The sequence below is a fragment of the Kribbella sp. NBC_01484 genome, from assembly GCF_036227145.1.
Taxonomy (GTDB): domain Bacteria; phylum Actinomycetota; class Actinomycetes; order Propionibacteriales; family Kribbellaceae; genus Kribbella.
Genome location: NZ_CP109437.1, coordinates 8,657,441 through 8,682,390, shown reverse-complemented (window position 1 = coordinate 8,682,390; position 24,950 = coordinate 8,657,441). Strand labels below are relative to the sequence as shown.

Below are 24,950 nucleotides of genomic sequence, written 5' to 3'. Positions count from 1 at the left end.
ATTGTGGCAAACAAAGTTGTCGAAAACGAAAACCATCGCGGATCCTCGGACCATCAGCGAGAGGAGCCGGAGATGAAGAAGTACGACGTGATCGTGATCGGCGGGGGGGCCGCGGGGCTGAGCGGGGCGATGGCGCTGGCACGCTCCCGCCGCTCGGTGCTGGTGATCGACGACGCCACGCCTCGCAATGCGCCGGCCGAGGGCGTGCACAACTACCTGACCCGCGACGGCATCCCGCCGAGCGAGCTGACCGCGATCGGCCGCCAGGAGGTGATCGGGTACGGCGGTGAAGTCGTGAGCGGCACCGTGACCACGGCCGGCCGGGACGGCGACTTCACAGTCGGTCTCGCGGACGGTACGACGTACCAGGGCCGGCGACTGCTGGTGACGACCGGGCTGGCCGACGTGTTGCCCGACGTACCCGGGCTGGCGGAGCGGTGGGGGAAGGACGTGCTGCACTGCCCGTACTGCCACGGCTGGGAGGTGCGCGACCAGGCGATCGGCGTATTGGCGACCAGTGCGATGGCGCTGCACCAGGTGCAGATGTTCCGGCAGCTGAGTGACGACATCACGCTGTTCCTGCACACGGCACCGGAGTTGACCGAAGAGCAGTGGGAGGAGCTCGCTGCGCGCGGAATCGCCGTAGTACAAGGGAAGGTCGAGCAGCTCGAGGTGGAGGACGGCAAGCTGACCGGAGTCCGGCTGGAGGGGGGCAACGTCATCCCGCGGCAGGCTCTTGCGGTCCAGACCACAGTGCGGGCGCGGGCGAACTTCCTGGCCGACCTCGGTCTGGAGCCGACCGTCCGCGAGGCCAACGGCGTCGAGATCGGCACGGCCATCCCGGTCGACGCGAGGGGTGCGACCGAGGTGCCCGGAGTCTTCGCGGCCGGCAACGTGACCGATCCGATGGCCCAGGTGATGTCGTCCGCGGCCGCCGGCCTGATGACCGGCGCCGGTATCAACTTCGACCTGATCACCGAAGAGACACGTCTGGCGGTAGCAGCGCGGAGTAGTTGAGGAGTTGAATAGGGGAGGGAGGGTGGATGCGCGAGACGGTCGACCCGGACTTCGCCTCGTATGTCGATGCGCGGCAGGGCAGATGGCTCCGGACGGCGTACCTGGTGTACGGCGATCTGGAGCGAGCCGAGGAGGCACTTCTACGCGCCTTCACGCGGTTGTCGCTGCGCTGGACCAGGGTGGACGACCCGGACGCGTTCGTCCAGCGGATGCTCTACCAACCGGCGCTGGCGCGCTGGAGCCGGGTGAAGGCGTTCCCGGACGAGGACGACCCGGTCAAGCTCGCACTCGCCGACCTGACGCCGGTGCAACGGACAGTGCTTGTGCTGCTGCACCTCGAGGAGCTCACCGAGTACGAGGTGGCCGACGTACTCGGCATCTCGTACACGGCGGCGCACACGCACGGGCTGACGGCCTTCAGCCGGTTCAACAAGGCGCTCGGGCTGGGGGACTGGCGTGACGCGGACAGGGGCGAGGCGCGGTGAGGCGCGAGGACGTCCAGCCGCTGCTCGCCCGGGCGGTCGGCCGGCTTCCGGAGCCGGACCTGGCCGACGCGGCCTGGGCGGAGGGCGTCGCCATCCGGCAACGCCGGCGCCGCAGTGTCCTCGTCGGACTGGTGGTCGTGGTCCTGATCGCCGTCATCGCCGCGATCGGGTTCGGAGTCAGCTCCGGCAAGGGCGCTGAACTCGTCCCACCGACCACTCCGCCCACGAACCCGCCTGACTACGTCGCACCGGCCGGACAGATCGCCGGGATCGACTACTGGGTGGCCCCGCCGTCCGGGAGCGAGCGCTTCCTCGACCGGCTCGAAACCCCGCTGGGCGACAGTCTGCAGTTGCCCAGCAACGCAAAACCGTTGTCCGAGCACCCGATCGATCGGATTGCCGCCGTCGTGCTGGAGAAGCGTGGCGACACGTACGGGCCGCTGCTGCTGGGCGCCGATGCGTCCTGGTCGCGTGCCGACGTGCAGTTGGTGCCGATCGCCACCGGGTCGCCGTTGAGCCCGGGCGCCGTGTCACCCGACGGCCGGATCGCCGCGTTCCCGCAGCCGGGGGAGCTCGTTACGGTCAACGCCGGGACGGCGGAGGTCAGCCACTACGACGTACCGACCGAAGACCTCCGCAGCGTGTCCTGGCTCGGAGACGCCCAGCGCGTACTCGTCAGCGGACCTGGTGTGGCCTACCGCGTCCTGGTGGGCGAGGGCGGGTTCGGCGAGGGACCACTGGTCAAGGTCAACGGGGCCAAGGACGCTGATGCGGTCACAGCGCCGTTCCGGTTGGACGGCGGGTCAGTGGGCCGGTACACGGTCAGCGGACAGTGGATCGAGGACAGCCCCCTGGCGCTCCCGGTCCGGTTCTGGGTCGGCCAGACCTTCTCGACGAGCAGCATCGCCGCCCGGCTCTTCGTCTCCAACGACCTTCCTCAAGTCCCGACGAAGGTCTCGCAACCCCAGGTCCTGGCGGCGATCTCCACCCTGCGCGCTCAGCCCAGTCGCCTGCTGGTGCTGGGCGAGCCGGTCGCCGGGCCGCCGAGGACGCCCCGGGCCGACCGCGCCTACGTGCGCGAGCCCGGCTGTTGCTCCGTCCTGGGCTGGTACGGCGACGGCACTCCACTGCTGCAGGTCCGAGGCTGGGTCTTGGCCTGGGACCTGTCCTCAGGCAGAGTGCGGCGAGTCACCGAACTCGGCGTGGACGGTCTGGCCGTCGGACCAGGCATCCGACCCTGAACCGTCCTTCAAGATGGCCCGCAAGGTGATATTCACCAGGCGGTCCGCGTCTTCGGGCAGCGGCATCGGCTCCCCGGTCAGCGCGCGGATGATGAATACCCCGGCGAGCCACTGGACCATCAGCACCGGGTCCGCGGTCGCCCGAATCGGCTCGCCCCGGTCCCGGGCCCGGTCCAGGGCGTCCCTGGTTTGCTCGATCCGGCGCCCCAGGAAGTCGCGGTAGATCGCGGCGGACCGGTCGTCCCGGTTCGCCTCCGACACCGCGAGGCGGATCAATGCAAGTCCCCTTTCACTGTTCACGAAGCTCAGTGCATAGCTGTAGACCTGGCGCAGATCGCCGGCGATCGAGCCGGTGTCGGCATCAGGGATCTCCAGGTCGAACAGTTGGGCCATCGCGTCGCTGGCGAGCAGCTCTTTGCTCGCCCAGCGCCGATAGATCGTCGCTTTGCCGACTCCCGCGGCCTCGGCGACGTCGTCCACGGTCATCCCGTCGAATCCCCGCTCGAGGAGCAGTTTCAGCGCGTACTGGCGGATCCTCGGCTCGGCGTCGGGGTCTCGTGGTCGGCCACGGCGCGGCCTCACATCGTGGTTGGTCTCCATTTCTCGTCCCCAGGTCGGACGGGTGCAGTGGCGCGGCTGCTGGCCCGTGTGGTCCAGGCCAGAGTGCCACATGTTCGCCGATGTCACCTCGATGTCACCTGGGAGGGCGCTTTGTCACATGCCTGAAACAAACGGACCGATCGGCTGAAACGGCGCGCCGACACCGTTTGCGGTGTGGCTGAGCGCGGGCTCCCCGGCGTTGTGGAGTCTCCCGACTGAGGACGCCGGCCACCCCCAGAACGATGGAAGGGATGACGTTGATGGAGATCAACGCCGGCGATACCGCCTGGGTCTTGGCAAGCGCCGCCCTGGTGATGCTGATGACACCAGGCCTGGCCTTCTTCTACGGCGGCATGGTGCGCATGAAGAGCGTGCTGAACATGATGATGATGAGTTTCATCACCATCGCCGTCGTCACGATCATGTGGGTGGTGGTCGGCTACTCTTTGACGTTCGCCGGCGACACCGGGCATGTGGTCGGTGACTTCTCCGAAGTCGGCCTGAAGGGCCTGATGTCCCCGGACGCGGTGAGCGGCTCGACGCCGACGCTCGCGTTCGTCGCGTTCCAGTTGATGTTCGCGATCATCACGCCGGCGCTGATCTCGGGTGCGATCGCGGACCGGGCCACCTTCCGTGGCTGGATAGCGTTCGTCGTGGGCTGGACGCTCCTGGTGTACTTCCCGGTCGCGCACTCGGTCTGGTTCCTGCAGGACGGCGAGGGCGGCTGGATCGGCGACAAGCTGAAGGCGGTCGACTTCGCCGGTGGTACGGCGGTGCACGTGAACGCCGGTGCCGCCGCCCTCGCGCTGGCGATCGTGCTCGGCAAGCGGATCGGCTGGAAGAAGGACCCGATGCGGCCGCACAGCCTGCCGCTGGTCATCCTCGGCGGTGGCCTGCTGTGGTTCGGCTGGTTCGGCTTCAACGCGGGCTCCGCGCTGAGCGCCGGCACCACCGCCGCGGTCACCTTCGTGAACACCCAGGCCGCCACCGCCGCCGCCGTGATCGGCTGGCTGATCATCGAGCGGATCCGGCACGGCAAGGCCACCACGCTGGGTATGGCGTCCGGTGCGGTCGCCGGTCTGGTCGCGATCACCCCGTCCTGTGGCGCGGTCACCCCGGTCGGTGCGATCATCCTCGGCCTGCTGGCCGGCGCTGTCTGCTGCTTCGCGGTCTCGCTGAAGTACAAGTTCGGCTTCGACGATTCGCTTGACGTGGTCGGCGTACACCTGGTCGGCGGTCTGTTCGGCTCGCTGATGATCGGCCTCCTCGGTACGGCGGCGGCCCCGTCGGCGGTCAACGGCCTGTTCTACGGCGGCGGCGTCTCGCAGCTGGGCAAGCAGGCGCTGGCCAACCTGGTGGTCGGTGTGTACTCCTTCACGGTGGCGTTCATCCTGGGCAAGGTGATCGACATGACCATCGGCTTCCGGGTCACGGAGGACGACGAGGTCACCGGTGTGGACCAGGTCGAGCACGCGGAGACGGCGTACGACTTCCTGGGCGCGTCGGGTCTGCGTGGGCACACCCCACTGGCCAGGCCGAGCACCGCTGAGACCGAGAATGGCACCACCGAGACGTCCGAGAAGGAAGGTGCGAACGCATGAAGCTGATCACCGCGGTGGTCAAGCCGCACAAGCTGGAGGACGTCCGGGCCGCGCTGGAGACGTTCGGCGTCACCGGCATGACGGTCACCGAGGCGAGCGGCTACGGCCGGCAGAAGGGCCACACCGAGGTCTACCGCGGCGCCGAGTACGAGGTGGACCTGGTCCCGAAGGTCCGGCTCGAGGTCGTCGTCGAGGACGGTGACAGCGGGGACGTGGTGGACGTGATCGTCAAGGCCGCGCAGACCGGCAAGATCGGCGACGGCAAGGTCTGGGTCACCCCGGTCGAGACCATCGTCCGGGTGCGGACCGGAGAACTGGACGGAGACGCCCTCTAGATGGTGAACCGAGCAGAGCAGCGGCGCGCTCGTGCCGAGGAGGCCGACGCGCTGCTGTACCTGCTCCTCTCCAAGGCCTGTGACGCCCTCGGTGTACCTGCCGAGGGCGTCGCGCTGGTCGCGGTCGGCGGCTACGGCCGGGAGGAGCTGTCGCCGTACAGCGATCTCGACGTGATGCTCGTGCACGTCGAGGGGTACCCACGGGTGGACGAGCTGGCCGCACAGATCTGGTATCCGCTGTGGGACTCGCGGACCAAGCTGGACCACAGTGTCCGGACCCTCGCGGAAGCGCGGAAGGCAGCAGCCGATGACGTTCGCGTCGCGCTCGGCCTGCTGGACGCGCGCCACGTCGCGGGGGACTCGCACCTCACGCTGGAGCTGAGGTCGGTGCTGATGGCGGACTGGCGGCGTACCGCTCGCTCCAGGTTGCCTGAGCTGGCCCAGGCCTGCCGTGACCGCGCTTCGACCGTCGGAGAACTCGCGCATCTCGCCGAGCCCGACCTGAAGGAGGCGTACGGCGGTCTGCGAGATGCCGTCGTACTGCGTGCGTTGGTGGCGTCGTGGTTGGTCGACGTACCGCATCCGGTCGTCGAGCGGGCGCGGCTGGACCTGCTGAACATTCGCGACGAGCTGCACACGGTCGCCGGTCGTTCCACCGACAGACTGGTCGCCGACCTCGCCGGTGAGGTCGCAACCGGGCTCGGTCTGTCCGGGCGCGATGAATTGCTGCGCCACGTGTACGCGACCGGCCGCACGCTCGCGCATGTGTGTGACGTGTCCTGGCGGCGGGTCGAGAGCCTGATGACCAAGCCGCCACGGTCCAGACGCCGGCAGCGGACCGGTGGGCCATTGCTGCTGGCACTCGATGAGGGAGTCGGGCAGCACGAGGGTGAAGTCGTGCTGATGCCAGATGCGCGGCCGGAGCGCGACGCAGTGCTCGGGCTGCGGGCTGCCGCGGTCGCCGCCGATCGTGAACTCGTCCTGTCGCCTGCTGTGTGCGCGCGATTGGCGTCGTCCGCCGCTGACCTGGGTGAGCCGTGGCCGGGTGAGGCGCGGCGGCTGCTGTGCGCGCTGCTGGGTGCGGGCAGCGGACTGCTCGAGGTGTGGGAGGCGCTGGACCAGGCCGGCTACATCTCGCGGATCCTGCCCGAGTGGGACACAGTGCGGTTCCGGCCGCCGCAGTCAGCGGTCCACCGGTTCACTGTCGACCGGCATTTGCTGGAGACATGTGTCGAGGCTTCCAAGATGGTGCGCGACGTACGGCGGCCCGACCTGTTGCTGGTCGCCGCACTGCTGCATGACCTCGGGAAGGCGGTCGACGGCGACCACAGTGTCACCGGTGCGGTCATCGCGGGGCGAGTGGCCCGGCGACTCGGCTTCATCGACGCGGATGCGGACACGATCGGGCTTCTGGTCCGGCAGCACCTCATGCTCGCCCAGGTCGCCACCCGCCGGGATCTCGACGACCCGATGACGGTGGACCTGGTGGCCGGGATCGTCCGCACCACCGAGACGCTCGACCTGCTGGAGGCGCTCACGTACGCCGATGCCCGGGCGGCGGGTCCGGCTGCGTCGTCACCGTGGCGGATGCGTCTGGTCGGTGAGCTGTGTCGGCGCGTCCGCGGTGAGCTGTCCGGGGGAGGGGAGGGCATGTGGACCGATGCTCCGCCGATCCCCGTACCGGTTCTGCACCAGGTTGTCGGTGTCGGGCGGCTCGGGCTGACAGTGACCGAGCATCACGGTGACGTGCGCGTCAACGTCGCCGTACCTGACCAAGTGGGGACGCTGTCGACTGTTGCCGCCGTACTGGCTGTGGAGCGGCTCGCTGTGCGATCCGCGGTCATCACCTCCGTTGAAGGCCTGGGCATCTCGCAGTGGACCGTCGCTGGATCGCCGCCCGACCCGGTGCGGTTGCGTGACCGGCTCGCTGTGGCGCTGCGGGACGACACCGATCTCGTACGACGCTTGGCCGCGCGCGACTCGTCGGCTCTGAAGCAGCGGGTGGCCAGCCGGGTCGATCTGTTGCCTGGAGCTTCGGAGACGGCGACTGTGCTACAGGTGCGGGCTCACGACCGTCCCGGCCTGCTGTACGACGTCACGGCGGCCATAGCTTCGACCGGGGCCGACATCCGCTCCGCCCATGTCAGCACGCTGGGTGCTGAATGTGTGGATGTCTTCTACCTCACGGACGATCATGGTTCGCCCCTCGAGGACGAGGACGCGCGGACGACGGCAAAGTCGGTACTGGATCGCCTGACCTTCTAGTCTCGGCTGTGTGCATGTCGTAGAGGCGCTTCAGCGCCAGGCCGTTGCTTGTGAGGACCTCGGATCGCCCATGTACGCCGAACTGTGTCGGCTGATCGTGGACGACTACGAGGTGGGCGGTCCGTCGGTCGAGGTACTGGCCGGCTATGAGGACCGATCGTTCGGTGAGGCGATCGGACTGCGATTGCTGGGCGCAGTCCATGGGCTGGTGCTGGCGGGGGAGGTGCCCGAGCTCGCCGCGTTCTACCCGAGCGTCGGCGGGGTGTGGGATCCGGTGCTGGGGTGGGAGGCGTTCGCTCAGGTCCTGGAGTCACGGTCCGGGGAAGTGCGGTCGTTGCTGACACAGCCGCCGCAGACCAACGAGGTGGGCCGCGCGGCCGCGCTCTATGGCGGTCTGCTGCAGCTGGTCGAGACGGTGCCGCTGCCGGTGCGGCTGTTCGAGATCGGGGCTAGTGCTGGGCTCAATCTGCGGGCGGACCAGTTCCGGTACGTGGCGAATGGGACGTCGTACGGTCCGGCTGACAGTCCCGTGGTGTTCGGGTCGGCGTGGACCGGGCGGACGTTGAAGCCGGCGCCACTGCGGATCGCGGAGCGAGTGGGGTGCGACATCGCGCCGGTGAACCCGCTGACGGAGGAGGGTGCTCGTACGCTCACGTCGTACGTCTGGCCCGACATGGCTGAGCGGCTGGAGCGGTTGCGTGGTGCGCTGGCGATCGCCCGGCAGGTGCCGGCCGACGTACGACGGGAGGGCGCAGTCGCGTTCTTGCGGGGGATGGAGTTGTCTCCGGGGCACGTGACCGTGGTGTGGCACTCGATCATGTGGCAGTACTTGCCCGCGGACGATCGGGCAGCTGTGGATGACCGGTTGGCGGAGCTCGGCTCCGAGGCGTCCGAGTCTGCTCCGTTGGCGCGGCTCCGACTCGAACCGATGCGACGAGGCCAGTCGTACGAGTTCGTGGTCGAGCTGCAGACCTGGCCGGGCGGGGAACGGCGGATCCTCGGGCACGCCGAGCCGCACGGGCAGGGGCTGGTCTGGGTCAGCTGAAGGAGGCCACCAAGGTGTCGGTGAGCTCGGCCGCGTAGCTGCCGTCGGGATCCAGATCGGGGTCGTAGATGCCGATGTCGATCCCGCTGCACTGGGGGGACGCGAGCAACGGTCGGAGCAGGGCCTGGAGTTGGGCGTGATCGATGCCGCCCGGGTCAGGACTGTCCACGGCGGGCATCACCTCGGCGTCGAGGATGTCGACATCCAGGTGCACCCAGAACCCGTCGAGCTCGTCTCGCTCCAAGTGCTCGAGGACCCGAGTCGCTGCCCGAGCGGGATCCGCCGCGATCGTCAGCGCCGCCCACACCGGGATCCCGGCCTTCTCGACGTCCGCGACGTACTCGTCGTCTTCCCGGATCCCGAGGAGCGCCGCGTCGGTGTCGAGGGTGTAGGGGCCGAGTTCCTCGAGGTTGGTGAGATCCGCCTGCCCGCGCCCGGTGACCAGTGCGAGCGCCTCGCCGCCCGCGGCCCCGACGTACGGCGAGTTGTCGACCGTCCGGAAGTCCGAGTGGCCGTCCAGGTACACCACGCCGTACCGCCCACGCCGCTTCATCGCCAACGCCGGCCCCAGCAGGTTGCTGCACTCACCCCCCAGCAACACCACAAACTTCTCGTCGTCGAGCAACTTGCCCACCCGATCCGCCAGCTTCACCGTGTACGACGCCATCTGCGGTGCGTTGAACACTCCGTCCCCCGGCTTCCACCCACCCCGGTCATACCGTGGCGGCGTCACACACCCCGCATCCTCCGCCCCGATCCGCCGCAAGAACCCCTGATCCCTGATCGCCCCCGCCAACTTGTAACACCCCGGCACCGCCCCCACCACCGGCGCCCGCAAACCCAGGTTGGACGGCCCGTCCACCACCACTCGACTCCGGGCCACCACGGTCTCCTAACCAATAGATCATCATTTATCGGTTAGATCCTTTCGGCCGGAGGACCCTGCTGTCAATGACCTCGCTCACGCGATGGGCGTCCGTGCGGGCCTGGTCCGGCAGACGGTCCGGGCCGCCGGGATCCGTCACCTGGCACGGGTCTGCTCCACGTGGCCTGGGACGCCGGTGCGAGCCCGGCAAGAAATCTGAGCTCACTTGGCTCGTCGTGTTGCTGCGAGCGGTGCTGCTCCGGCCGAGCGGTGGTCACGGCGGTTTGCAATGGCGTCGCCGGGAACGGCTGGAACGGTGTCCGCAGGTAGTGCCGCCGGATCTCGTCGATCTTCGCGTTCAGTGCTTGGCGGACTTTCTCCGCGACGTAGTGACCGGTCGTCGTCCGCTCATCCTGCAGGCGTGGCCACAGCTCGTGCGTCATGGTGGGAATCAGGGCCGCTCGGGCGGCTCGCTGGTGATCCTCGCGGTGTGGAACTAGTTCCCACAGGCGGTTCTGGACGACGGCCTTCGCCAGTTGGTCGAAGTGCGCGACCGCCGGGCCCCGGGTCAGGTCGTTGATGATCGACACGCGGTCCCGGCGTACGCCGGAGACCTGGTTCACCAGACTGTCGGTCGCTGTGTAGGCGCCCTCGTACTGCGGTTGCGGCAGGGAGAGACCGAAGTACCCCGCCTGCCGAGTGAAAAGCCGGAAGTCCTCGATGGCCCGGAGCTCGGCGACTCCCTCCATCAGGCCACGGGAATGCTCGGAACGAACCGCGTTGGGTTCAGCCGGGTCATCTGTCGCGATGCTCGCGTGGGTCGTCTCATGGATGACGGTCGCGAGCGCCTGGGACTGCCCGGCCAGTGCTTCCGGCATGGCGGTGCCGGTCAGGTAGGGCAGTACTGCGCTGCCGGACAGCCGCATCGCGCCGGTTCTCGGAATGAAGCCGCCGAAAGAGGTTTCCGAGTCGCTTGCCCACAGGCTGCCGTTCCAGCGATCGACGCTGGTCGGACGAAGGCTTCGCGCCAGCCGGTACAGCCGAGCGAACTCCAGATAGGTGGCGGAGTCGCTGGGGACCAGCCTGTCTCCGCCAGTCATCGATCAGCCGCCGTTGCCGGTCGAGTCCTCGAGCGGCCAGGCTGGGTCGCGCAGATCGTTCTCCAGATGCTCGAGGGTCCGCGTCATCGCGCGGATGTGCGGAGCCTCATCCTTGGAAGCGCGGTCCGCGATCGCCCAGATCTGCCGACGGGCTTCCTCGAGGACTGCGATCTGCTCGGCTGCGGATCCACCGGACCGGTAGGCGTCGGCGCTGATGCGGCCGGCCTCGTAGTACAGAGCACTCCAGTGGAGCGCGGGCTCGGGTGGATCGGCGAGCTCCTCGATCAGAGCCATGGTCCAGGTCCGGTCGTGCTCGGACGTGTCCGCGGGCACGAGCGCGCGGAGGCCGCCCTGCACATCCGCGACAGCTGCCTCTGGGTCGTGCCTGATTTTGTCCTGCGCGCGCAGGTAAGCCAGGTTGAACCGCTCGACATCGAACGGCATGCGCTCCTCCTCGATCTGGTCGTACACCGAGCCCAACGCTAGCGATTCCCGGGGTGGGGGCGTGGGAGTTATCCACAGGTTGGGGGGCCGGTAGACTCGGGGAGTTCATCGCTTCGAGGAAACGGACTGTTTCTCGTGTTCGACACGCTTTCCGATCGGCTCTCCACCGCGTTCAAGACTCTGCGGGGCAAGGGCAAGCTGACTGATGCCGACATCGACGCGACCACCCGGGAGATCCGGATCGCGTTGCTGGAGGCCGATGTCGCGCTGCCGGTGGTGCGGGAGTTCATCGCGGCGGTCCGGGAGCGGGCCAGCGGGGCCGAGGTGCGCGGCGGGCTGAACCCGGCGCAGCAGGTGATCAAGATCGTCAACGAGGAACTCGTCAACATCCTCGGTGGCGAGACCCGTGAGCTGCGGATGGCGAAGCGGCCGCCGACGGTGATCATGCTCGCCGGTCTGCAGGGCGCCGGTAAGACCACGTTGGCCGGGAAGCTGGCCAAGTGGCTGAAGGAGACCCAGCACCAGACGCCGATGCTGGTCGCCGCGGACCTCCAGCGGCCGAACGCAGTCACCCAGCTGCAGGTGGTCGGCGGGCAGGCCGGCGTACCGGTGTTCGCGCCTGAGCCGGGTAATGGCGTCGGCGACCCGGTGGACGTCGCCCGCAGGGCGATGGACGAGGCGCGGACCAAGCAGCACAGCGTGGTGATCGTCGACACGGCCGGCCGGCTCGGTATCGACGAGGACATGATGAAACAGGCCGCGGACATCCGCGACGCGGTGCAGCCGGACGAGGTGCTGTTCGTCGTCGACGCGATGATCGGCCAGGACGCGGTGACGACGGCCCGGGCCTTCGAAGACGGGGTCGGGTTCGACGGTGTTGTGCTGACCAAGCTCGACGGTGACGCCCGCGGTGGTGCCGCGCTGTCGATCGCGCAGGTCACCGGTCGCCAGGTGATGTTCGCCAGCAACGGCGAGAAGCTCGAGGACTTCGACGTCTTCCACCCCGACCGGATGGCGTCCCGCATCCTCGGCATGGGCGACGTGATGAGCCTGATCGAGCAGGCCGAGCGCTCCTTCGACGCCGAGGAGGCCGCCAAGACCGCGGCCAAGCTGCAGAAGCGTGGCGGCAAGGACTTCACGCTGGACGACTTCCTGGCCCAGATGCAGTCGGTCCGCAAGATGGGCCCGCTGACCAAGATCTTCGGCATGCTGCCCGGCGCGAACCAGTTCAAGGACCAGCTGGAGAACTTCGACGAGCGTGAGATCGACCGGATCGAGGCGGTCATCCACTCGATGACCCCGGCCGAGCGGACCGATCCGAACATCATCAACGGCTCCCGCCGGGCCCGGATCGCGAAGGGTTCGGGCACCGAGGTCGCCACCGTCAGCGGTCTGGTCGAGCGGTTCTTCGAGGCGCGGAAGATGATGTCCGCGATGGCCTCCGGCAAGGGGATCCCGGGGATGCCTGGCATGCCGGGGATGCCAGGAGCCGGCGCAGGCGGTGCGCGGAAGGCCAAGCAGCAGGCGAAGAAGGGCAAGAAGCGCGGCTCCGGCAACCCGGCCAAGCGGGCGAACCAGGGCACCTCCCAGCCGGCCGCCCCGCAGCCCGGTCAGCTGCCGGCCGCGTTCGGCGGCGGGCAGGACGGCGACTTCGAGCTGCCGGACGACCTCAAGAAGATGCTCGGGGGCAACTGACTCCTACGTCGCTGATCTCGGATTTGTCATCTGATCAGCTGACGCCGCGGCGCCCGGTCCGGCCTATGGTGGTGGACGGGGAGCGGGAGTGAATTCTGGCCGACGTGGGGATGAACGCGACCGTTCGGCACCCGGTCACTGTATGAAGTGGCGCACCGTTACCGGTTGCCCACGACCCTGTGACGACTAAGATCGTGCCTGCGCCCGAGAGACACACCACTGCGGAATGCGTCGAAGGACGGTTCGGATGAGGCAGCAGTTCAAGAACCTGGACACGTGGCGGGGGAAGCTGACCGCCACCTGGGTCTGCTTGGCTCCGCCCACCGCCATGGTCGCCGTCTTCGTCGTCGGTGGCGTCACCTCGAACACGTTCATCGTCGACGCCCACGCGCTGGCCGCTCCGCGCGAGGACGCAGTCTTCAACGACCTGGCCAACAACGTCCCGAAGCGGCCCGGTGTCGACGGCAGCCTCCCGACCCAGGAGAAGTCGACGGTCCAGGTCCCGATCACGGGTACGACGACTGGCACGGTGCAGCCGATTTCCGGCATCACCGGCGACACCTCGGGCATCCCGGGCACGGTGCTGGCGGCGTACCAGAAGGCTGCCAACGATCTCGCGCTGGCGATGCCCGGCTGCCATCTGACCTGGCCACTGCTGGCCGGCATCGGCAAGGTCGAGTCCGCGCACGCCAGCGGCGGCAAGGTCGAGCCGAACGGGAACACCCGCGGCAGGATCCTGGGACCGGTGCTCAACGGCGGCCCGGGGATGGCCGCGATCGCGGACACCGACCACGGTGTGTACGACGGCGACGCGAGCTGGGACCGTGCGGTCGGGCCGATGCAGTTCATCCCGGGGACGTGGACGACGTTCGGCGCGGACGGCAACGGCGACGGGATCAAGGACCCGCACAACGTGTTCGACGCGGCCCGGGCGGCGGGGGACTACCTGTGCGCCGGCGGTGCGAACCTGGCTGACCCACAGGGCCTCGTGCAGGCAGTGCTGCGGTACAACCACTCGATGGACTACGTGTCGACCGTGCTGCGGTGGATGCAGACGTACAGCACGCAGACGGTGACGATCCCGGACACCCAGGGCGTGATCACCCCGCCGACCGACGACACCGGCAACGTCGACCGGAGCAACGACCCGACCCGGACCGGCACTACGACGACGCCGACTCCGTCCCCGACACCGACGGTTCAGCCGACGACGACGCGACCGACCACGGGCCGGCCGAGCACGCCGGTGCCGACCACGACGTCCAACAGCCCGGCCACCCCGCCGTCCTCGACACCGACGTCGACGAAGCCGCCCTCGACGCCGCCGACCACGACGCCGCCGACCACGACGCCGACGCCGACTCCGACCCCCACGCCGACACCGACACCCACGCCGACCCCCACGCCGACGCCGACACCGACCCCCACGCCGACGCCAACACCGACGTGCACGCCGGCGCCGACGGAGACACCGACCGCGACCCCGACGGCCACTCCGACCCCGGATCCGTGCGTCACCACGACGCCGGCGGGCGACCCGACCTCCGAGTCGACGCCGGCCCAGCCGGCCAACTGAGCCGGCCCGGGTAACGAGGCAGATTACCTGGGAGCCCGTTTTCGCAGGTGTTGGCGGGTCAGGTAACTTTGCGTCGTCTTGATGTAACTTTCTGGCGTATGGATCGTTGAGGGGACTATGCGCCTAACCCGTAGTGGTAACCGTCGGGTCAAAATCATCATCGCGTCACTGTGCACAGCCCCCCTCCTGGTCGGGGCCATCGTGACAGTCGCTTCGGGTGGGGCCGGTGCCTCCGGCTCGCTCGTGGCGGACAGCCCGGTCGCCCCATCGCCTGGAGCCGGGCTGAACAGCGGTGAGTTCGACGAACTGACGATGATCGTGCCGCAGCGTCCCGGTGTGGACGGCCGGCTCGGATCCGACAAGCCCGCCCGCGCCGACGTCCCCGTCCAGGGGGCGACCGACGGCAGATCCGTCGTCCGGCCCGGGCGGCCGGGTGCCGTCAACGGCATCCCGCGCGGGGTCTTCCCCGCCTACCGCCGCGCCACCGCGAACCTCGCCGTCGTCCGGCCGAACTGTGGGCTGACCTGGCCGTTGCTGGCCGGCGTCGGCAAGGTCGAGTCCGACCACGCCAGTGGCGGCCGGGTCGACGTGGCCGGCACCACCCGCGGCAAGATCCTCGGCCCGGTGCTGAACGGCCGGAGCGGCAACGGCCGGATCACCGACTCCGACAAGGGCCGGTACGACGGCGATCCGACCTGGGACCGTGCGGTCGGGCCGATGCAGATCATCCCGCAGGTGTGGGACGAGTTCGGGGCCGACGGCAACGGCGACGGCTTCCGCAACCCGAACAACGTGTACGACGCCGTCACCACGGTCGCGGTGGTGCTGTGCTCCGAGGGTGACGACCTGAAGCAGCCGCGCGACCTGGTCGCCGCCCTGCTGCGGTACCAGCACTCCAAGGACTTCGTTGCCACCGTGCTGAAGTGGATGCGGGTCTACAGCAAGAACGCGGTCCTGATCGCGAACGCCAAGGGCAGCCTCTCGGTGCCGAAGTCGTCTGGCAACGCCGAGCGCAAGGTCGACCCGCGCGCGGTGCCGGACATCCCGGACGACACCACGGCGACCTCTACGACGGCGACACCGCTCCCGACGACGCGGCCGTCCACGCCGATCGGCGAGGCGACGCAGCCGGACCCGGTCACGACGCCGACCACGACGCCGACGCACCGGCCGACCCGGCCGACGCAGACGCCGACCAGGACGCCCACGAGGACGCCTACGCCTACGCAGACGCCGACCCCCACTCCGACCCCGACGCCGACCCCCACGCCGACGCCGACGGACACTCCGTCCGGTACGCCGTGCGCGAGCAACGACCCGACCACCCCGACCTGCACGCCGGGCGGCGGCTCGCACGGGTGACGGAACGCCGGATACGGTCGGCCGTATGACCGAATCCGGCGTACTAAGGCTGGTCGGCACGGTGCTGCCGGCCGGCGAGCAGCGGGAGCTCCACCTGAGCGGTGGGCTGGTCGTCGACCGGCCCACCGCTGCCGATGTCAGCACCGTGCACACCGGTGGCTGGATCGTGCCCGGGCTGGTCGACGCGCACTGCCACATCGGCCTCGACCAGCACGGCGCCGTCGACCGGGAAACCCAGGAGCAGCAGGCGATCGCCGACCGCGCGGCCGGCGCGCTGCTGGTCCGGGATGCCGGTTCGGCCGCGGACACCCGCTGGATCGACGAGCGCGAGGATCTGCCGAAGATCATCCGGGCCGGCCGCCACATCGCCCGGTCGAAGCGCTACATCCGCAACTACGGCTGGGAGATCGAGCCGGACGAGCTGGTCGCGTACGTCGAGCAGGAGGCCGGCCGTGGTGATGGCTGGGTCAAGCTGGTCGGCGACTGGATCGACCGGGACGCCGGCGACCTCACCGCGTGCTGGCCGGCCGAGGCGCTGACCGCGGCGATCGCCCGCGCCCACGAGCTCGGCGCCCGGGTCACCGCGCACGTGTTCGGCGAGCACGCCCTCCCGGACCTGCTTGCCGCCGGCATCGACTGCATCGAGCACGGCACCGGCCTGCTGCCGGACATGCTCGACCGGATGGCCGAGTACGGCGTCGCGGTGGTCCCGACGCTGATCCAACTGGAGAACTTCCCGCAGTACGCCGACCAGGCCGCCGCCAAGTTCCCGGTGTACTCGACCCACATGCGCGACCTCTACGATCGCCGCCTGGTCCGGCTGCGGGACGCTTACGAGGCCGGCGTACCGGTGTACGCCGGGACCGATGCCGGCGGCGTACTCGGGCATGGCCTGGTGGCGCAGGAGATCCAGGCCCTGACCGAGATCGGGATGTCGGGGGAGCAGGCGCTGGCCGCCGGGTCATGGGGTGCGCGCGAGTGGCTCGGCGCGCCCAGTGAGCTGAAGCCCGGCGATCCGGCCGACCTGGTCGTGTACGACGAGGACCCACGGGCGAACCCGGCCGCCCTGACCCACCCGCGGCTGATCGTCCTCCGCGGTCGGGTGGTGGATTGATCCCCCCGCTCCAGCTCACGCCAGTATGAACAGTAGAGCCTGCTGTACCGACGGGCGGCGGTAGGTTGCCGGAGGATTGAGGCATGTTGACCAAGATCTGGCTCCGGGGCCTTCGCGCCAGTGGATACCTGGTGGTCCGCTCTCTGAAGGCGATGGTGCTGCTGGCCGCGCTGCCGATCGGCCTGCTGGTCGGCTGGGCCTTCCCGGGCGGGACCGCAAGCCTGGTCCGGCTCGCGAACAATGAGCGGTACAACGCGACGGGGTACCTCGGTCTGGCGCAGGACCCGCCGCTGCCGCCGGCCGCCCCGCGCAAGCCGGGCGACGTCGTGACGCTGTTCCGGGACAAGTCCTTCAAGCGCAGCCTGTGGATTCTGCTCGGGCCCCTGGTCATGATCCCCGAACTGATCATCGGGGTGATCTCGGTGAGCGGGATCCCCTCGGCACTCCTCAGCATGGCGCTGTGGCCGTTCACCTCAGGCCAGTCCAGCCTGATGGCTGTCGACGTCGACAGCTGGTTGAAGGCACTGACACTCGGCCCGCTGCAGGTGGCAGTCACTCTGGGCTTTCTGGGCTGGGTCGCGCCGGCCGTGGCCCGCGGACACGCTCGAGCGGTACGGCAGCTGCTCGCACCGAGTCAGGCCGAGTTGGACACCGCACGGTTGCAGCAGCGGGTCGTGGAGCTGACCAAGAGCCGGGCCGGCGCCGTGGACTCGCATGGTGCAGAGCTACGGCGCATTGAACGCGACCTGCACGACGGCACGCAAGCTCAACTGGTGTCACTGGCCATGCGGATCGGCATCGCCAAGCAGACCATGGCCGACGACCCGGAGAAGGCGGCCAAGCTGCTCGACGACGCCCGCGACGGTGCAGAGCAGGCGATGAACGAGCTGCGTGGCGTACTGCGGACCATGTACCCGCCGATCCTCGCCGACCGCGGTCTGGACGGTGCGGTCTCCGCACTGTGCGCTCGCTGCCCACTGCCCGTCGACCTCCGGCTGGGCGAGCTCGGGCAGGTGCCGGCACCCGTGGAAGCGGCTGCGTACTTCGTCGTCGCCGAGTCGCTCACCAACGTGACAAAGCACAGTGCCGCCGGGCATGTCGACGTACTGATGGAGCGGCGTGGTTCTGAGCTCTGTCTGGTGATCACCGACGACGGGATCGGTGGAGCGCGGATCAACGAGCAGTCCGACCTGCTGGGTCGGGGGAGTGGGCTGCATGGGATGCTCCACCGGGTGCAGGCGATCGACGGTCAGGTGGAGCTGCAGAGCCCGATCGGTGGGCCGACCACCATCGAGGTGATCCTTCCGTGCGGGTGATGATCCTCGAGGACAACCCGATCCTCGCCGAAGGCCTCAGCCTGCTCCTGGACAACTCCGGCTTCGAGGTCGCCGCGATCGCCACCGACGTCGAGGAGTTCGCGGAGGCGATGGCGACGCACGAGGTGGACGTCGCGGTGGTCGACGTACGCCTCCCGCCGACCTTCACCGACGAGGGCCTCCGTGCCGCGATCGAGGCCCGCCGGGTCCGGCCCGGCCTCCCGGTGCTGGTCTTCTCGCAGTACGTCGAGGAGGTCTACGCGGCCGAATTGCTCGCGGCCGGCAGTGAAGGCGTCGGCTATCTGCTGAAGGACCGGGTGTCCCGGGTCGACGAGTTCATCGAGGCGGTACGGCGGGTGGCCGCGGGAGGGACTGTGCTCGACCCGGAGGTGGTCAGCCAGCTGATGGTCAAGCGGAGCAACCCGCTGGACCGGCTGACGCCACGGGAACATGAGGTACTCGCGCTGATGGCGGAGGGACTCGGCAACACAGCGATCGCCGAGAAGCTGGTGATCTCCGAAGGCGCCGTCCACAAGCACGTCGGCAACGTCTTCCTCAAGCTCGAGCTGCCCCCGACCGATTCCGGTCACCGCCGCGTGCTCGCCGTACTCGCGCACCTCGGGCTCTGAAAGCCGTAACGTCCGAAGAACCGAGCGCTATAGGCCACAGTTCTTCGGACGTTACGCGGGGGGCTTACTACGCGGTCTCGTCGGGGACGGACTCTAGGAGGGGCTTCTCGTTCTTCTTGGTGGCCAGGGAGTCGATCAGCTGCTTGGCCAGGGCGAAGCCGGAGCCACCCATGGTGATGGTCTTCACCAGGGTGTCCTCGATGCCCTGGGCACCGTTCAGCACGACCATGTTGCCGACCTTGTCGAACGACGACGACGCGGCCCGGACGATCTCCGGGTAGGCCTCGGCCAGCTGCTGGGCGACGACCGCGTCGGTGTTGGTGGCCAGCGCCTCGGCCCGGGCCTTGATGCCGGCCGCCTCGGCCATCGCCTTCGCCTGGACGGCGGCGGCCTCGGCCTTACCGGTCAGCTCGGTCGCCTTCGCCTGCGCCTCACCGCGCAGGTGGACCTCCCGGGCCTGCGCCTCGGCGGCCGCGATCTGCGCGTCCCGGGCGGCCTGGGCGAGCGTGCGCTGCCGGTACGCCTCGGCGTCGGCCGGCTTCAGCACGGTCGACTCCAGCTGCTTCTCGGCCAGCGACGCGTTCAGCTTCGCGGTCTCCGTCTCGGCGACCACGACCTCCTGCCGGGCCAGCGCCTCGGCCAGCGGGCCGGACTGGGACGCCTTCGAGTTGGCCTGGTCGACCTCGGCCTGGTAGCCGGCCTGGGCGATCGAGCTCTCCCGGACGGCCGCGGCCTTCTGCGCCGCGGCGGCCTGCTCGCGCTCGGTCGCCTCCCGGTCGCGCTCGGCCTGCGCGATCCGGGCCGCGGCCTCGACCGCGGCGGCCTGCGGGCGGCCCAGGTTCTTGATGTAGCCGGACTCGTCGTCGATCTCCTGGATCTGCAGCGAGTCGACCACCAGGCCGAGCTTCTCCATGTCGCCGGCCAGCGAGCCGCGGATGTTCGTCGTCAGCGTCTCCCGGTCGTGCAGCATCTCCTCGACCGTGGTCGAGCCGACGATCGCCCGCAGGTGACCCGCGAACAGCTCGTGGATCGTGCTCATCACCTGCTCGTCGCTCTGCTCCAGGAACCGCCGGGCCGCGTTCGCGATCGAGCCGTAGTCGTCACCGACCTTGTACGCCGTGACGCCCTTGATGTGCAGCGGGATGCCCTGGCTGGACACGCAGGTGACGGTCAGCGGTGTCGCGCGGATGTCCAGCGGCAACCGCCGTACGGTCTGGAAGCCCGGCAGTACGGCGGTGCCGCGGCCGACCACGATCTTGAAGCCGAGCGTCTCGTTGATCTGCTCGGAGCTCGAGTGCGCGCCGAGGCCGGAGATGATCAGAGCCTCGTTCGGCTCCGCCACCCGCCAGACCATCCGGAACACGATGAGGAGGACGACCACCGCCACCGCGGCGATGATCACGTACGTCCAGAGCATTTCCCCTCCAGGGGCTGTACAGATTCAGAGGAACAGGGAGTCAGATGGCGCGAGCGACGTACACGGTGCGGGGCGGGTCGAAATCGACCACGACCACCTGTGTGCCCACCTCGATCACCTCGTCGGTCGCCGGGTAAGCGTAGAAGGCCTCGGTGGCACCCCGGACCGGCAGCATCACCTCGCCGACGATCCCCGGTGCGATCCGGCCGATCACACGTCCCCGCTTGCCCACCATGACGCCCCTCCGACGTACAGCTGCCACTCTGGGTTCCGCAGCCTACCCGCAGGTCACGCCTTGTCGCCGGGACGGCACAGGAGCATGGTTGAACCACGCGCGGCCTGGGGGGCGGGGAGGGGTCATGAGCGCCGATGTTCGCGTAGGGGTGGTCGAGGAGGGATCCGACGAGGCGCGGCTCGAGGAGCTGGCGCTGTTGCTGCGGGAGGAGTTGCTGACGCTCGACGTCCAGTCGGTCGAGCCTTACTACGAGGGTGCGGCACCCGAGGGGACGCGGAGCGGCCTCGCCGCGCTCGCAGGCGTTCTGTCCGTCTCGCTGGCACCTGGCCTGCAGGCGATCGGCGCGGTTGTCGCCGTCGTGCGAGGGTGGCTGCGCAGGTCCGGCGGCGGGCGGACGGTGAAGCTCACGATCGACGGGGACGTGATCGAGCTGACCGGTGCCAGCGATCGGGCGCAGCAGGAACTCGTGGACGCCTTCATCCGGCGTCACAGCGGCGCGGACGGATGAGATGGGCGGCTCGCGCGTCGCGCTCGTCGTAGCCAACGACGAGTACGCCGATCCTGGGCTGCGCAGCCTGGCCGCCCCGGCCCAGGACGCGGCCGCGCTGGCGGAGGTGCTGACGGATCCGTCGATCGGCGGGTTCGAGGTCCGCGTCCTGCACAACGAATCGGCCCAGGAGATCAGGTTCGCGGTCGAGGACTTCTTCGCCGACCGCGCGCCCGAGGACCTGCTGTTGCTGCACTTCTCCTGCCATGGCTTGAAGAACGCGGCCGGCGAGCTGTTCCTGGCCGTCGCGGACACTCTGCCGACGAGGCTTGCGTCGACCGCGGTGGCGGCGGACTTCGTCAACCGGCAGATGGCCGACAGCCGCGCCCAGCGGATCGCACTGTTCCTGGACTGTTGCTACGGCGGCGCATTCCCGCGGGGCATGGTGGTCCGCGCATCCGGCGAGGCGCAGGTCCGGGACGCGTTCGCCGGGCAGGAGCAGGTCGGCGGCGGGCGTGGCCGTGTGATCGTCACGGCGTCCAGCGCGATGGAGTACGCCTTCGAGGGCGGCCAGCTGACAGCGGATGCGTCGACGCCGGCTCCGTCGGTGTTCACCAGCGCCGTCGTGGACGGCCTGACCACCGGTGAGGCGGACAAGGACGGCGACGGTTGGGTCGGACTCACCGAGCTGGTCGGGTACGTGACCGACCGGGTGCATCGGGTTACGCCGAATCAGAATCCGCAGATGTGGACGTTCGGATCGCAGGGCGAGCTGCTGATCGCACGCAGCCGGATCCGCCGGATCACCCCGGCCCCGCTCGCACCGGAACTGTCGGAGGCGATGGAGAGTCCGTTGCCGGCAGCAAGGTTCGGGGTCGTCGACTACCTGCGCGAGCGCCTGGAGGACGCGGATCTCGGGCAGGCGTATGCCGCTTGGCAGGCACTGCACCGGATGGTCGACGACGACAGCCGCAAGGTCTCCGAAGCCGCGACCGAAGCGATCGCCCAAGGCGTCCCGCGAGTCACGCCGGCCGAGCTGGACCTCGAGCTCGCCGATGGCGTGGCGGTCGGCGAGCTGCGGGTCGAGGGACCACCGATCGCCCGGACCGCCGTCGCGTCATCCGGGGCCGGCTGGGTCAGGGTGGAGCAGGACGGCGCGACCGTGCGGTTGACCGCAGTGCCCACCTCGCCGAGTGACCGCATGGCCTCGGTGGTCGTCGAGGGACCGACCGGGCAGTGCACGGTGCCGGTCCGGCTGACGATGCCGGACACCGAGTCCGAACCACCACCCCCACCGCCCGAACCCGAACCCCCGTCCAAGCCGACCCCGGTCCCGCAGCCACCGGCACCCGAGCAGGCCCAACCGGCGCCGGTTGTCAGCCAGCAATCCGAAAAACCCCGGAAGACACCGGAATCCGAGAAGCCTCCGAAGACGTCGGAATCGGAGAAGCCTCCGAAGACGTCGGAATCGGAGAAGCCTCCGAAGACGTCGGAATCGGAGAAGCCTCCGAAGACGTCGGAATCGGAGAAGCCTCCGAAGACGTCGGAATCGGAGAAGCCTCCGAAGACGTCGGAGCAGGTGCCGTGGTGGGCGATCGCCGCACTGACCGTCGGAGCCCTGCTCCTGGTCCGCCTGAACTGGCCGGGCGCGTACCGGTATGCCTGGTACGACCACGACAACACCGGGTGGTACGTCTACCGCGGCTGGGGCGACCCCGTGATCCTGTCCTCGTTCGCGGCTTTGCTGGCCGGCCTGGCCGCGCGATGGGTGGGACCCATCGCGCTAGGGATCGTCGCCGGATGTGCGGCGTCGCTGATCGAGGGCGGCCTGGTGATCCTCGGCGCCGGCATCTCCTGGAACGAGACCGGCACCTGGGTCGCCACGGTCGCGGTCGCCGCCGCGATGGCCGCCGTACTGCTGATCGTGCTGCGCCCGGCCGGCTGGAGATTCTGGCCGGTCGCGGCGCTGACGGCAGTCCTGATCGTTGCCGGCGGCCTCTTGTTGCTGGCGAGCGCATTGATCAAGCACCCGGACGGTATTTCGTGGTTCACCGTCACCAAGCTGGCCGTGCTGGAGCCCCTCGTCACGGTTGGACTGGCCTGGCTGGCCGTGGCAGCAACGGAGACCAGGACCCGGATCTGGCTGACCACCGCGGTGACGACGTACGCCGTGATCAGCGTCATCGGCAGCATCCCCGCCGCGACTCGGGGCGACTCACCGCCCGCCTTCCTCACCGCACTGCTCGGCAACGCGCTGGTGGCGGCCGCCGTGCTCATCCGCGTACGGCGCCCTCCGTCGCACCCTTGATGAACTGGCGGGCGAAGATCGCGAAGACGATCACCAGCGGCACCATCGCCATCAACGCACCGGTCATCACCATGCTGTAGTCGACGCCATGCGACCGGTTGAGCGTGGACAGCGCCACCTGCAGGGTGAGGTGGTCGGGATTGGTCAGCACGATCAGCGGCCACATGTAGTCGTTCCAGGACGCGACGAACGTGAAGATGCCGAGGAACGCCAGCGCCGGCCGCGCCGATGGCAGTGCGACGTGCCAGTACGTGCCGAGGAACCCGCAGCCGTCGAGCGTCGCGGCCTCGACCAGTTCGTCGTGGATCGAGTTCTGGAAGTACTGCCGCATCCAGAAGATGCCGAAGGCGTTCGCCGCCCCCGGGATGATCAGCGCCTTCAGCGAACCGACCCATCCGAGGATCGCCATCGTCTGGAACTGCGGTACGGCGGCCAACTGCGCGGGCAGCAGCATCGTCGCCAGCAACAGCACGAACAGCGCCTGCCGTCCGGGGAACCGGAACTTGGCGAAGGTGAACGCGGCCAGCGAATCGAAGAACAGCACCAGCAGCGTGGTCGAGATCGCCACCACCGCGGTGTTCGCCATCGACTGGAAGAACGCTACGTTCGCCAGCACGTGCCGGACGTTGTCGTCGAACTGCGACCCGAAGGTGAACTTCGGCGGGAACCGGTAGATGTCCGCCGTACTGTTCGACGCCATGATGACGGTCCAGGCGAACGGGAACATGAACACCAGCAGGGCCAGCACGAGGACGGCGTGCAGCGCGATCCCGCGCCATCGGTAGCGCATCATCGGTCCTCTCCCCGGCCGCGGAAGATCCGCCAGTTGACGGCCGTGAACAACAGCACGAGCAGGAAGATGCTCAGCGCGATCGCGGCGGCGTACCCGTAGTCGTTGTCCAGGAACGCGGCCCGGTAGAAGAACAGGACGACGGTCATCCCGCTCTGCCCGGTGCCGCCGCTGTTGCCGACCATCACCTGCGGCTCGGTGAAGGTCTGCAGTCCGCCGATGGTCGAGATGATCACGGTGAACAACACGACCGGCCGCAGTTGCGGCAGCGTGATCGAGAAGAACGTCCGGACGGCGCCGGCCCCGTCGACCTTGGCCGCTTCGTACTGCTCTCTCGGGATCGCCTGCAGACCGGCCAGATAGATCAGCGTGTTGTACCCGACCCACTGCCACACGATCATCGTCGAGATCGCGATCTTGATCCCCCAGGGCTCGCCGAGCCAGTCCTGCTGCGGGATGCCCAGCGAGCGCAGGGCCGCGTTGACCAGGCCGAAGTTGGTGCTGAACACCGAACTGAAGAAGATCGCCATCGCCACCAGCGAGGTGACGTTCGGGATGAAGTACGCGATCCGGTAGACGTTCGTGAACCGTACGGCGGACTGCAGCATCACCGCGAGCACCAAGGCAATCGCCAGCGTCGGAACCGTGGACATCAGGAACAGGACCACGGTGTTCTTCAGCGCCTGCCAGAACGTCGGGTCCGCAGCCAGGAACCTGAAGTTGTCCAACCCGGTGAACCGGCGGGCGCTCAGACCGTCCCAGCGCTGGAACGCCAGCACGATCGTCGAAACCAGCGGGTAGAGCCCGAAGACCGCGAACAGCACGTAGAACGGCGACAGCGCCAGGTAGAACCGCCAGTACGACCAGACCCGGCGCCCGCGCCGCCGACCAGCAGGGGATCCGGTCAGCGGCGCGGTACTCGTGGCCGGCGCGGTCGCCGTTCCGGTCATGGGGCCTCCCGGCCTGGACTGAGGAGCGGAGGGAGCGAAGCGACTGGAGCGACGAGGGAAGGCCGGGAGCACC

At 69.0% G+C, this 24,950-nt stretch carries 23 protein-coding genes; 15 read left to right on the top strand and 8 right to left on the bottom strand.

Annotated features, from left to right (window positions below; genetic code table 11):
- Positions 1–72 precede the first annotated feature (72 nt).
- The 3 genes from OG555_RS41835 to OG555_RS41825 are packed head-to-tail and all read left to right on the top strand — an operon-like array spanning position 73 to position 2,743.
- Positions 73–1,017: an NAD(P)/FAD-dependent oxidoreductase gene (locus OG555_RS41835; protein WP_329479595.1), complete on the top strand. Its 945-nt coding sequence runs from the start codon at positions 73–75 to the stop codon at positions 1,015–1,017.
- Positions 1,018–1,043: 26 nt separating this feature from the next.
- Positions 1,044–1,502, top strand: coding sequence for a sigma factor-like helix-turn-helix DNA-binding protein (locus tag OG555_RS41830; protein WP_329479593.1), 459 nt, complete (start codon positions 1,044–1,046; stop codon positions 1,500–1,502).
- Positions 1,499–2,743 (top strand): hypothetical protein, encoded by a 1,245-nt coding sequence (locus OG555_RS41825; protein ID WP_329479591.1) that lies wholly within the window; start codon positions 1,499–1,501, stop codon positions 2,741–2,743. The genes OG555_RS41830 and OG555_RS41825 overlap by 4 nt, the downstream gene beginning before the upstream one ends.
- Here the strand turns inward: OG555_RS41825 and OG555_RS41820 are convergent.
- The gene (locus OG555_RS41820) at positions 2,672–3,343 is read right to left on the bottom strand and encodes a TetR/AcrR family transcriptional regulator (protein WP_329479589.1); all 672 of its coding nucleotides are present in this window, start codon (positions 3,341–3,343) and stop codon (positions 2,672–2,674) included. The genes OG555_RS41825 and OG555_RS41820 overlap by 72 nt on opposite strands.
- A 251-nt stretch (positions 3,344–3,594) precedes the next feature.
- Here OG555_RS41820 and OG555_RS41815 point away from each other — a divergent pair, with 251 nt between their 5' ends.
- From OG555_RS41815 to OG555_RS41800, 4 genes are read left to right on the top strand one after another with little or no spacing between them, the layout of a single operon-like run.
- Positions 3,595–4,944: an ammonium transporter gene (locus OG555_RS41815; RefSeq protein ID WP_329479586.1), complete on the top strand. Its 1,350-nt coding sequence runs from the start codon at positions 3,595–3,597 to the stop codon at positions 4,942–4,944.
- Positions 4,941–5,279 carry a P-II family nitrogen regulator gene (locus OG555_RS41810; RefSeq protein ID WP_329479584.1) on the top strand — a complete coding sequence of 113 codons (339 nt, stop codon included), beginning with the start codon at positions 4,941–4,943 and terminating at the stop codon, positions 5,277–5,279. Before OG555_RS41815 ends, OG555_RS41810 begins: the two co-directional genes overlap by 4 nt.
- Positions 5,280–7,544, top strand: a complete 2,265-nt coding sequence (locus tag OG555_RS41805) for a [protein-PII] uridylyltransferase (protein WP_329479582.1) — start codon at positions 5,280–5,282, stop codon at positions 7,542–7,544.
- A 10-nt stretch (positions 7,545–7,554) separates the two neighbouring features.
- Positions 7,555–8,589: a DUF2332 domain-containing protein gene (locus OG555_RS41800; protein WP_329479580.1), complete on the top strand. Its 1,035-nt coding sequence runs from the start codon at positions 7,555–7,557 to the stop codon at positions 8,587–8,589.
- Here the strand turns inward: OG555_RS41800 and OG555_RS41795 are convergent.
- The 3 genes from OG555_RS41795 to OG555_RS41785 all read right to left on the bottom strand — a co-directional run bounded on the left by OG555_RS41795 (position 8,582) and on the right by OG555_RS41785 (position 11,025).
- Positions 8,582–9,472: an arginase family protein gene (locus OG555_RS41795; protein WP_329479578.1), complete on the bottom strand. Its 891-nt coding sequence runs from the start codon at positions 9,470–9,472 to the stop codon at positions 8,582–8,584. The genes OG555_RS41800 and OG555_RS41795 overlap by 8 nt on opposite strands.
- Before the next feature lie 65 nt (positions 9,473–9,537).
- Positions 9,538–10,554, bottom strand: coding sequence for a hypothetical protein (locus tag OG555_RS41790; RefSeq protein WP_329479576.1), 1,017 nt, complete (start codon positions 10,552–10,554; stop codon positions 9,538–9,540).
- A 3-nt stretch (positions 10,555–10,557) separates the two neighbouring features.
- A complete protein-coding gene (locus OG555_RS41785) occupies positions 10,558–11,025 on the bottom strand; it encodes a hypothetical protein (RefSeq protein WP_329479574.1) in 468 nt (155 codons plus the stop codon).
- A gap of 108 nt (positions 11,026–11,133) precedes the next feature.
- On the opposite strand from OG555_RS41785, the gene ffh reads away from it, so the two are divergent.
- From ffh to OG555_RS41755, 6 genes are all read left to right on the top strand, one after another.
- Entirely contained in the window at positions 11,134–12,693 is a 1,560-nt protein-coding gene (gene ffh / locus OG555_RS41780; RefSeq protein WP_329479572.1) for a signal recognition particle protein, read from the top strand.
- 247 nt (positions 12,694–12,940) lie between these two features.
- A complete protein-coding gene (locus tag OG555_RS41775) occupies positions 12,941–14,269 on the top strand; it encodes a lytic transglycosylase domain-containing protein (protein WP_329479570.1) in 1,329 nt (442 codons plus the stop codon).
- Between the two features lie 201 nt (positions 14,270–14,470).
- Entirely contained in the window at positions 14,471–15,631 is a 1,161-nt protein-coding gene (locus OG555_RS41770; protein ID WP_329479568.1) for a lytic transglycosylase domain-containing protein, read from the top strand.
- Between the two features lie 25 nt (positions 15,632–15,656).
- A complete protein-coding gene (locus OG555_RS41765; RefSeq protein ID WP_329479566.1) occupies positions 15,657–16,745 on the top strand; it encodes an amidohydrolase family protein in 1,089 nt (362 codons plus the stop codon).
- Between the two features lie 83 nt (positions 16,746–16,828).
- Entirely contained in the window at positions 16,829–18,061 is a 1,233-nt protein-coding gene (locus OG555_RS41760) for a sensor histidine kinase (protein ID WP_329479564.1), read from the top strand.
- Entirely contained in the window at positions 18,061–18,690 is a 630-nt protein-coding gene (locus OG555_RS41755; RefSeq protein WP_442914549.1) for a response regulator, read from the top strand. The genes OG555_RS41760 and OG555_RS41755 overlap by 1 nt, the downstream gene beginning before the upstream one ends.
- Before the next feature lie 67 nt (positions 18,691–18,757).
- Here the strand turns inward: OG555_RS41755 and OG555_RS41750 are convergent, their stop codons facing one another.
- Positions 18,758–20,107 (bottom strand): SPFH domain-containing protein, encoded by a 1,350-nt coding sequence (locus OG555_RS41750; RefSeq protein WP_329479560.1) that lies wholly within the window; start codon positions 20,105–20,107, stop codon positions 18,758–18,760.
- 40 nt (positions 20,108–20,147) lie between these two features.
- Entirely contained in the window at positions 20,148–20,342 is a 195-nt protein-coding gene (locus OG555_RS41745) for a hypothetical protein (RefSeq protein ID WP_184830799.1), read from the bottom strand.
- A gap of 124 nt (positions 20,343–20,466) precedes the next feature.
- On the opposite strand from OG555_RS41745, the gene OG555_RS41740 reads away from it, so the two are divergent.
- Positions 20,467–20,850, top strand: coding sequence for a hypothetical protein (locus tag OG555_RS41740; protein WP_329479558.1), 384 nt, complete (start codon positions 20,467–20,469; stop codon positions 20,848–20,850).
- Between the two features lies 1 nt (position 20,851).
- The gene (locus tag OG555_RS41735; protein ID WP_329479556.1) at positions 20,852–23,137 is read left to right on the top strand and encodes a caspase, EACC1-associated type; all 2,286 of its coding nucleotides are present in this window, start codon (positions 20,852–20,854) and stop codon (positions 23,135–23,137) included.
- Here the strand turns inward: OG555_RS41735 and OG555_RS41730 are convergent.
- The gene (locus OG555_RS41730; protein WP_442914548.1) at positions 23,103–23,927 is read right to left on the bottom strand and encodes a carbohydrate ABC transporter permease; all 825 of its coding nucleotides are present in this window, start codon (positions 23,925–23,927) and stop codon (positions 23,103–23,105) included. The genes OG555_RS41735 and OG555_RS41730 overlap by 35 nt on opposite strands.
- Complete coding sequence (locus tag OG555_RS41725) at positions 23,927–24,877, bottom strand: carbohydrate ABC transporter permease (RefSeq protein WP_329479552.1); 951 nt, start codon at positions 24,875–24,877, stop codon at positions 23,927–23,929. The genes OG555_RS41730 and OG555_RS41725 overlap by 1 nt, the downstream gene beginning before the upstream one ends.
- Positions 24,878–24,950 lie beyond the last annotated feature (73 nt).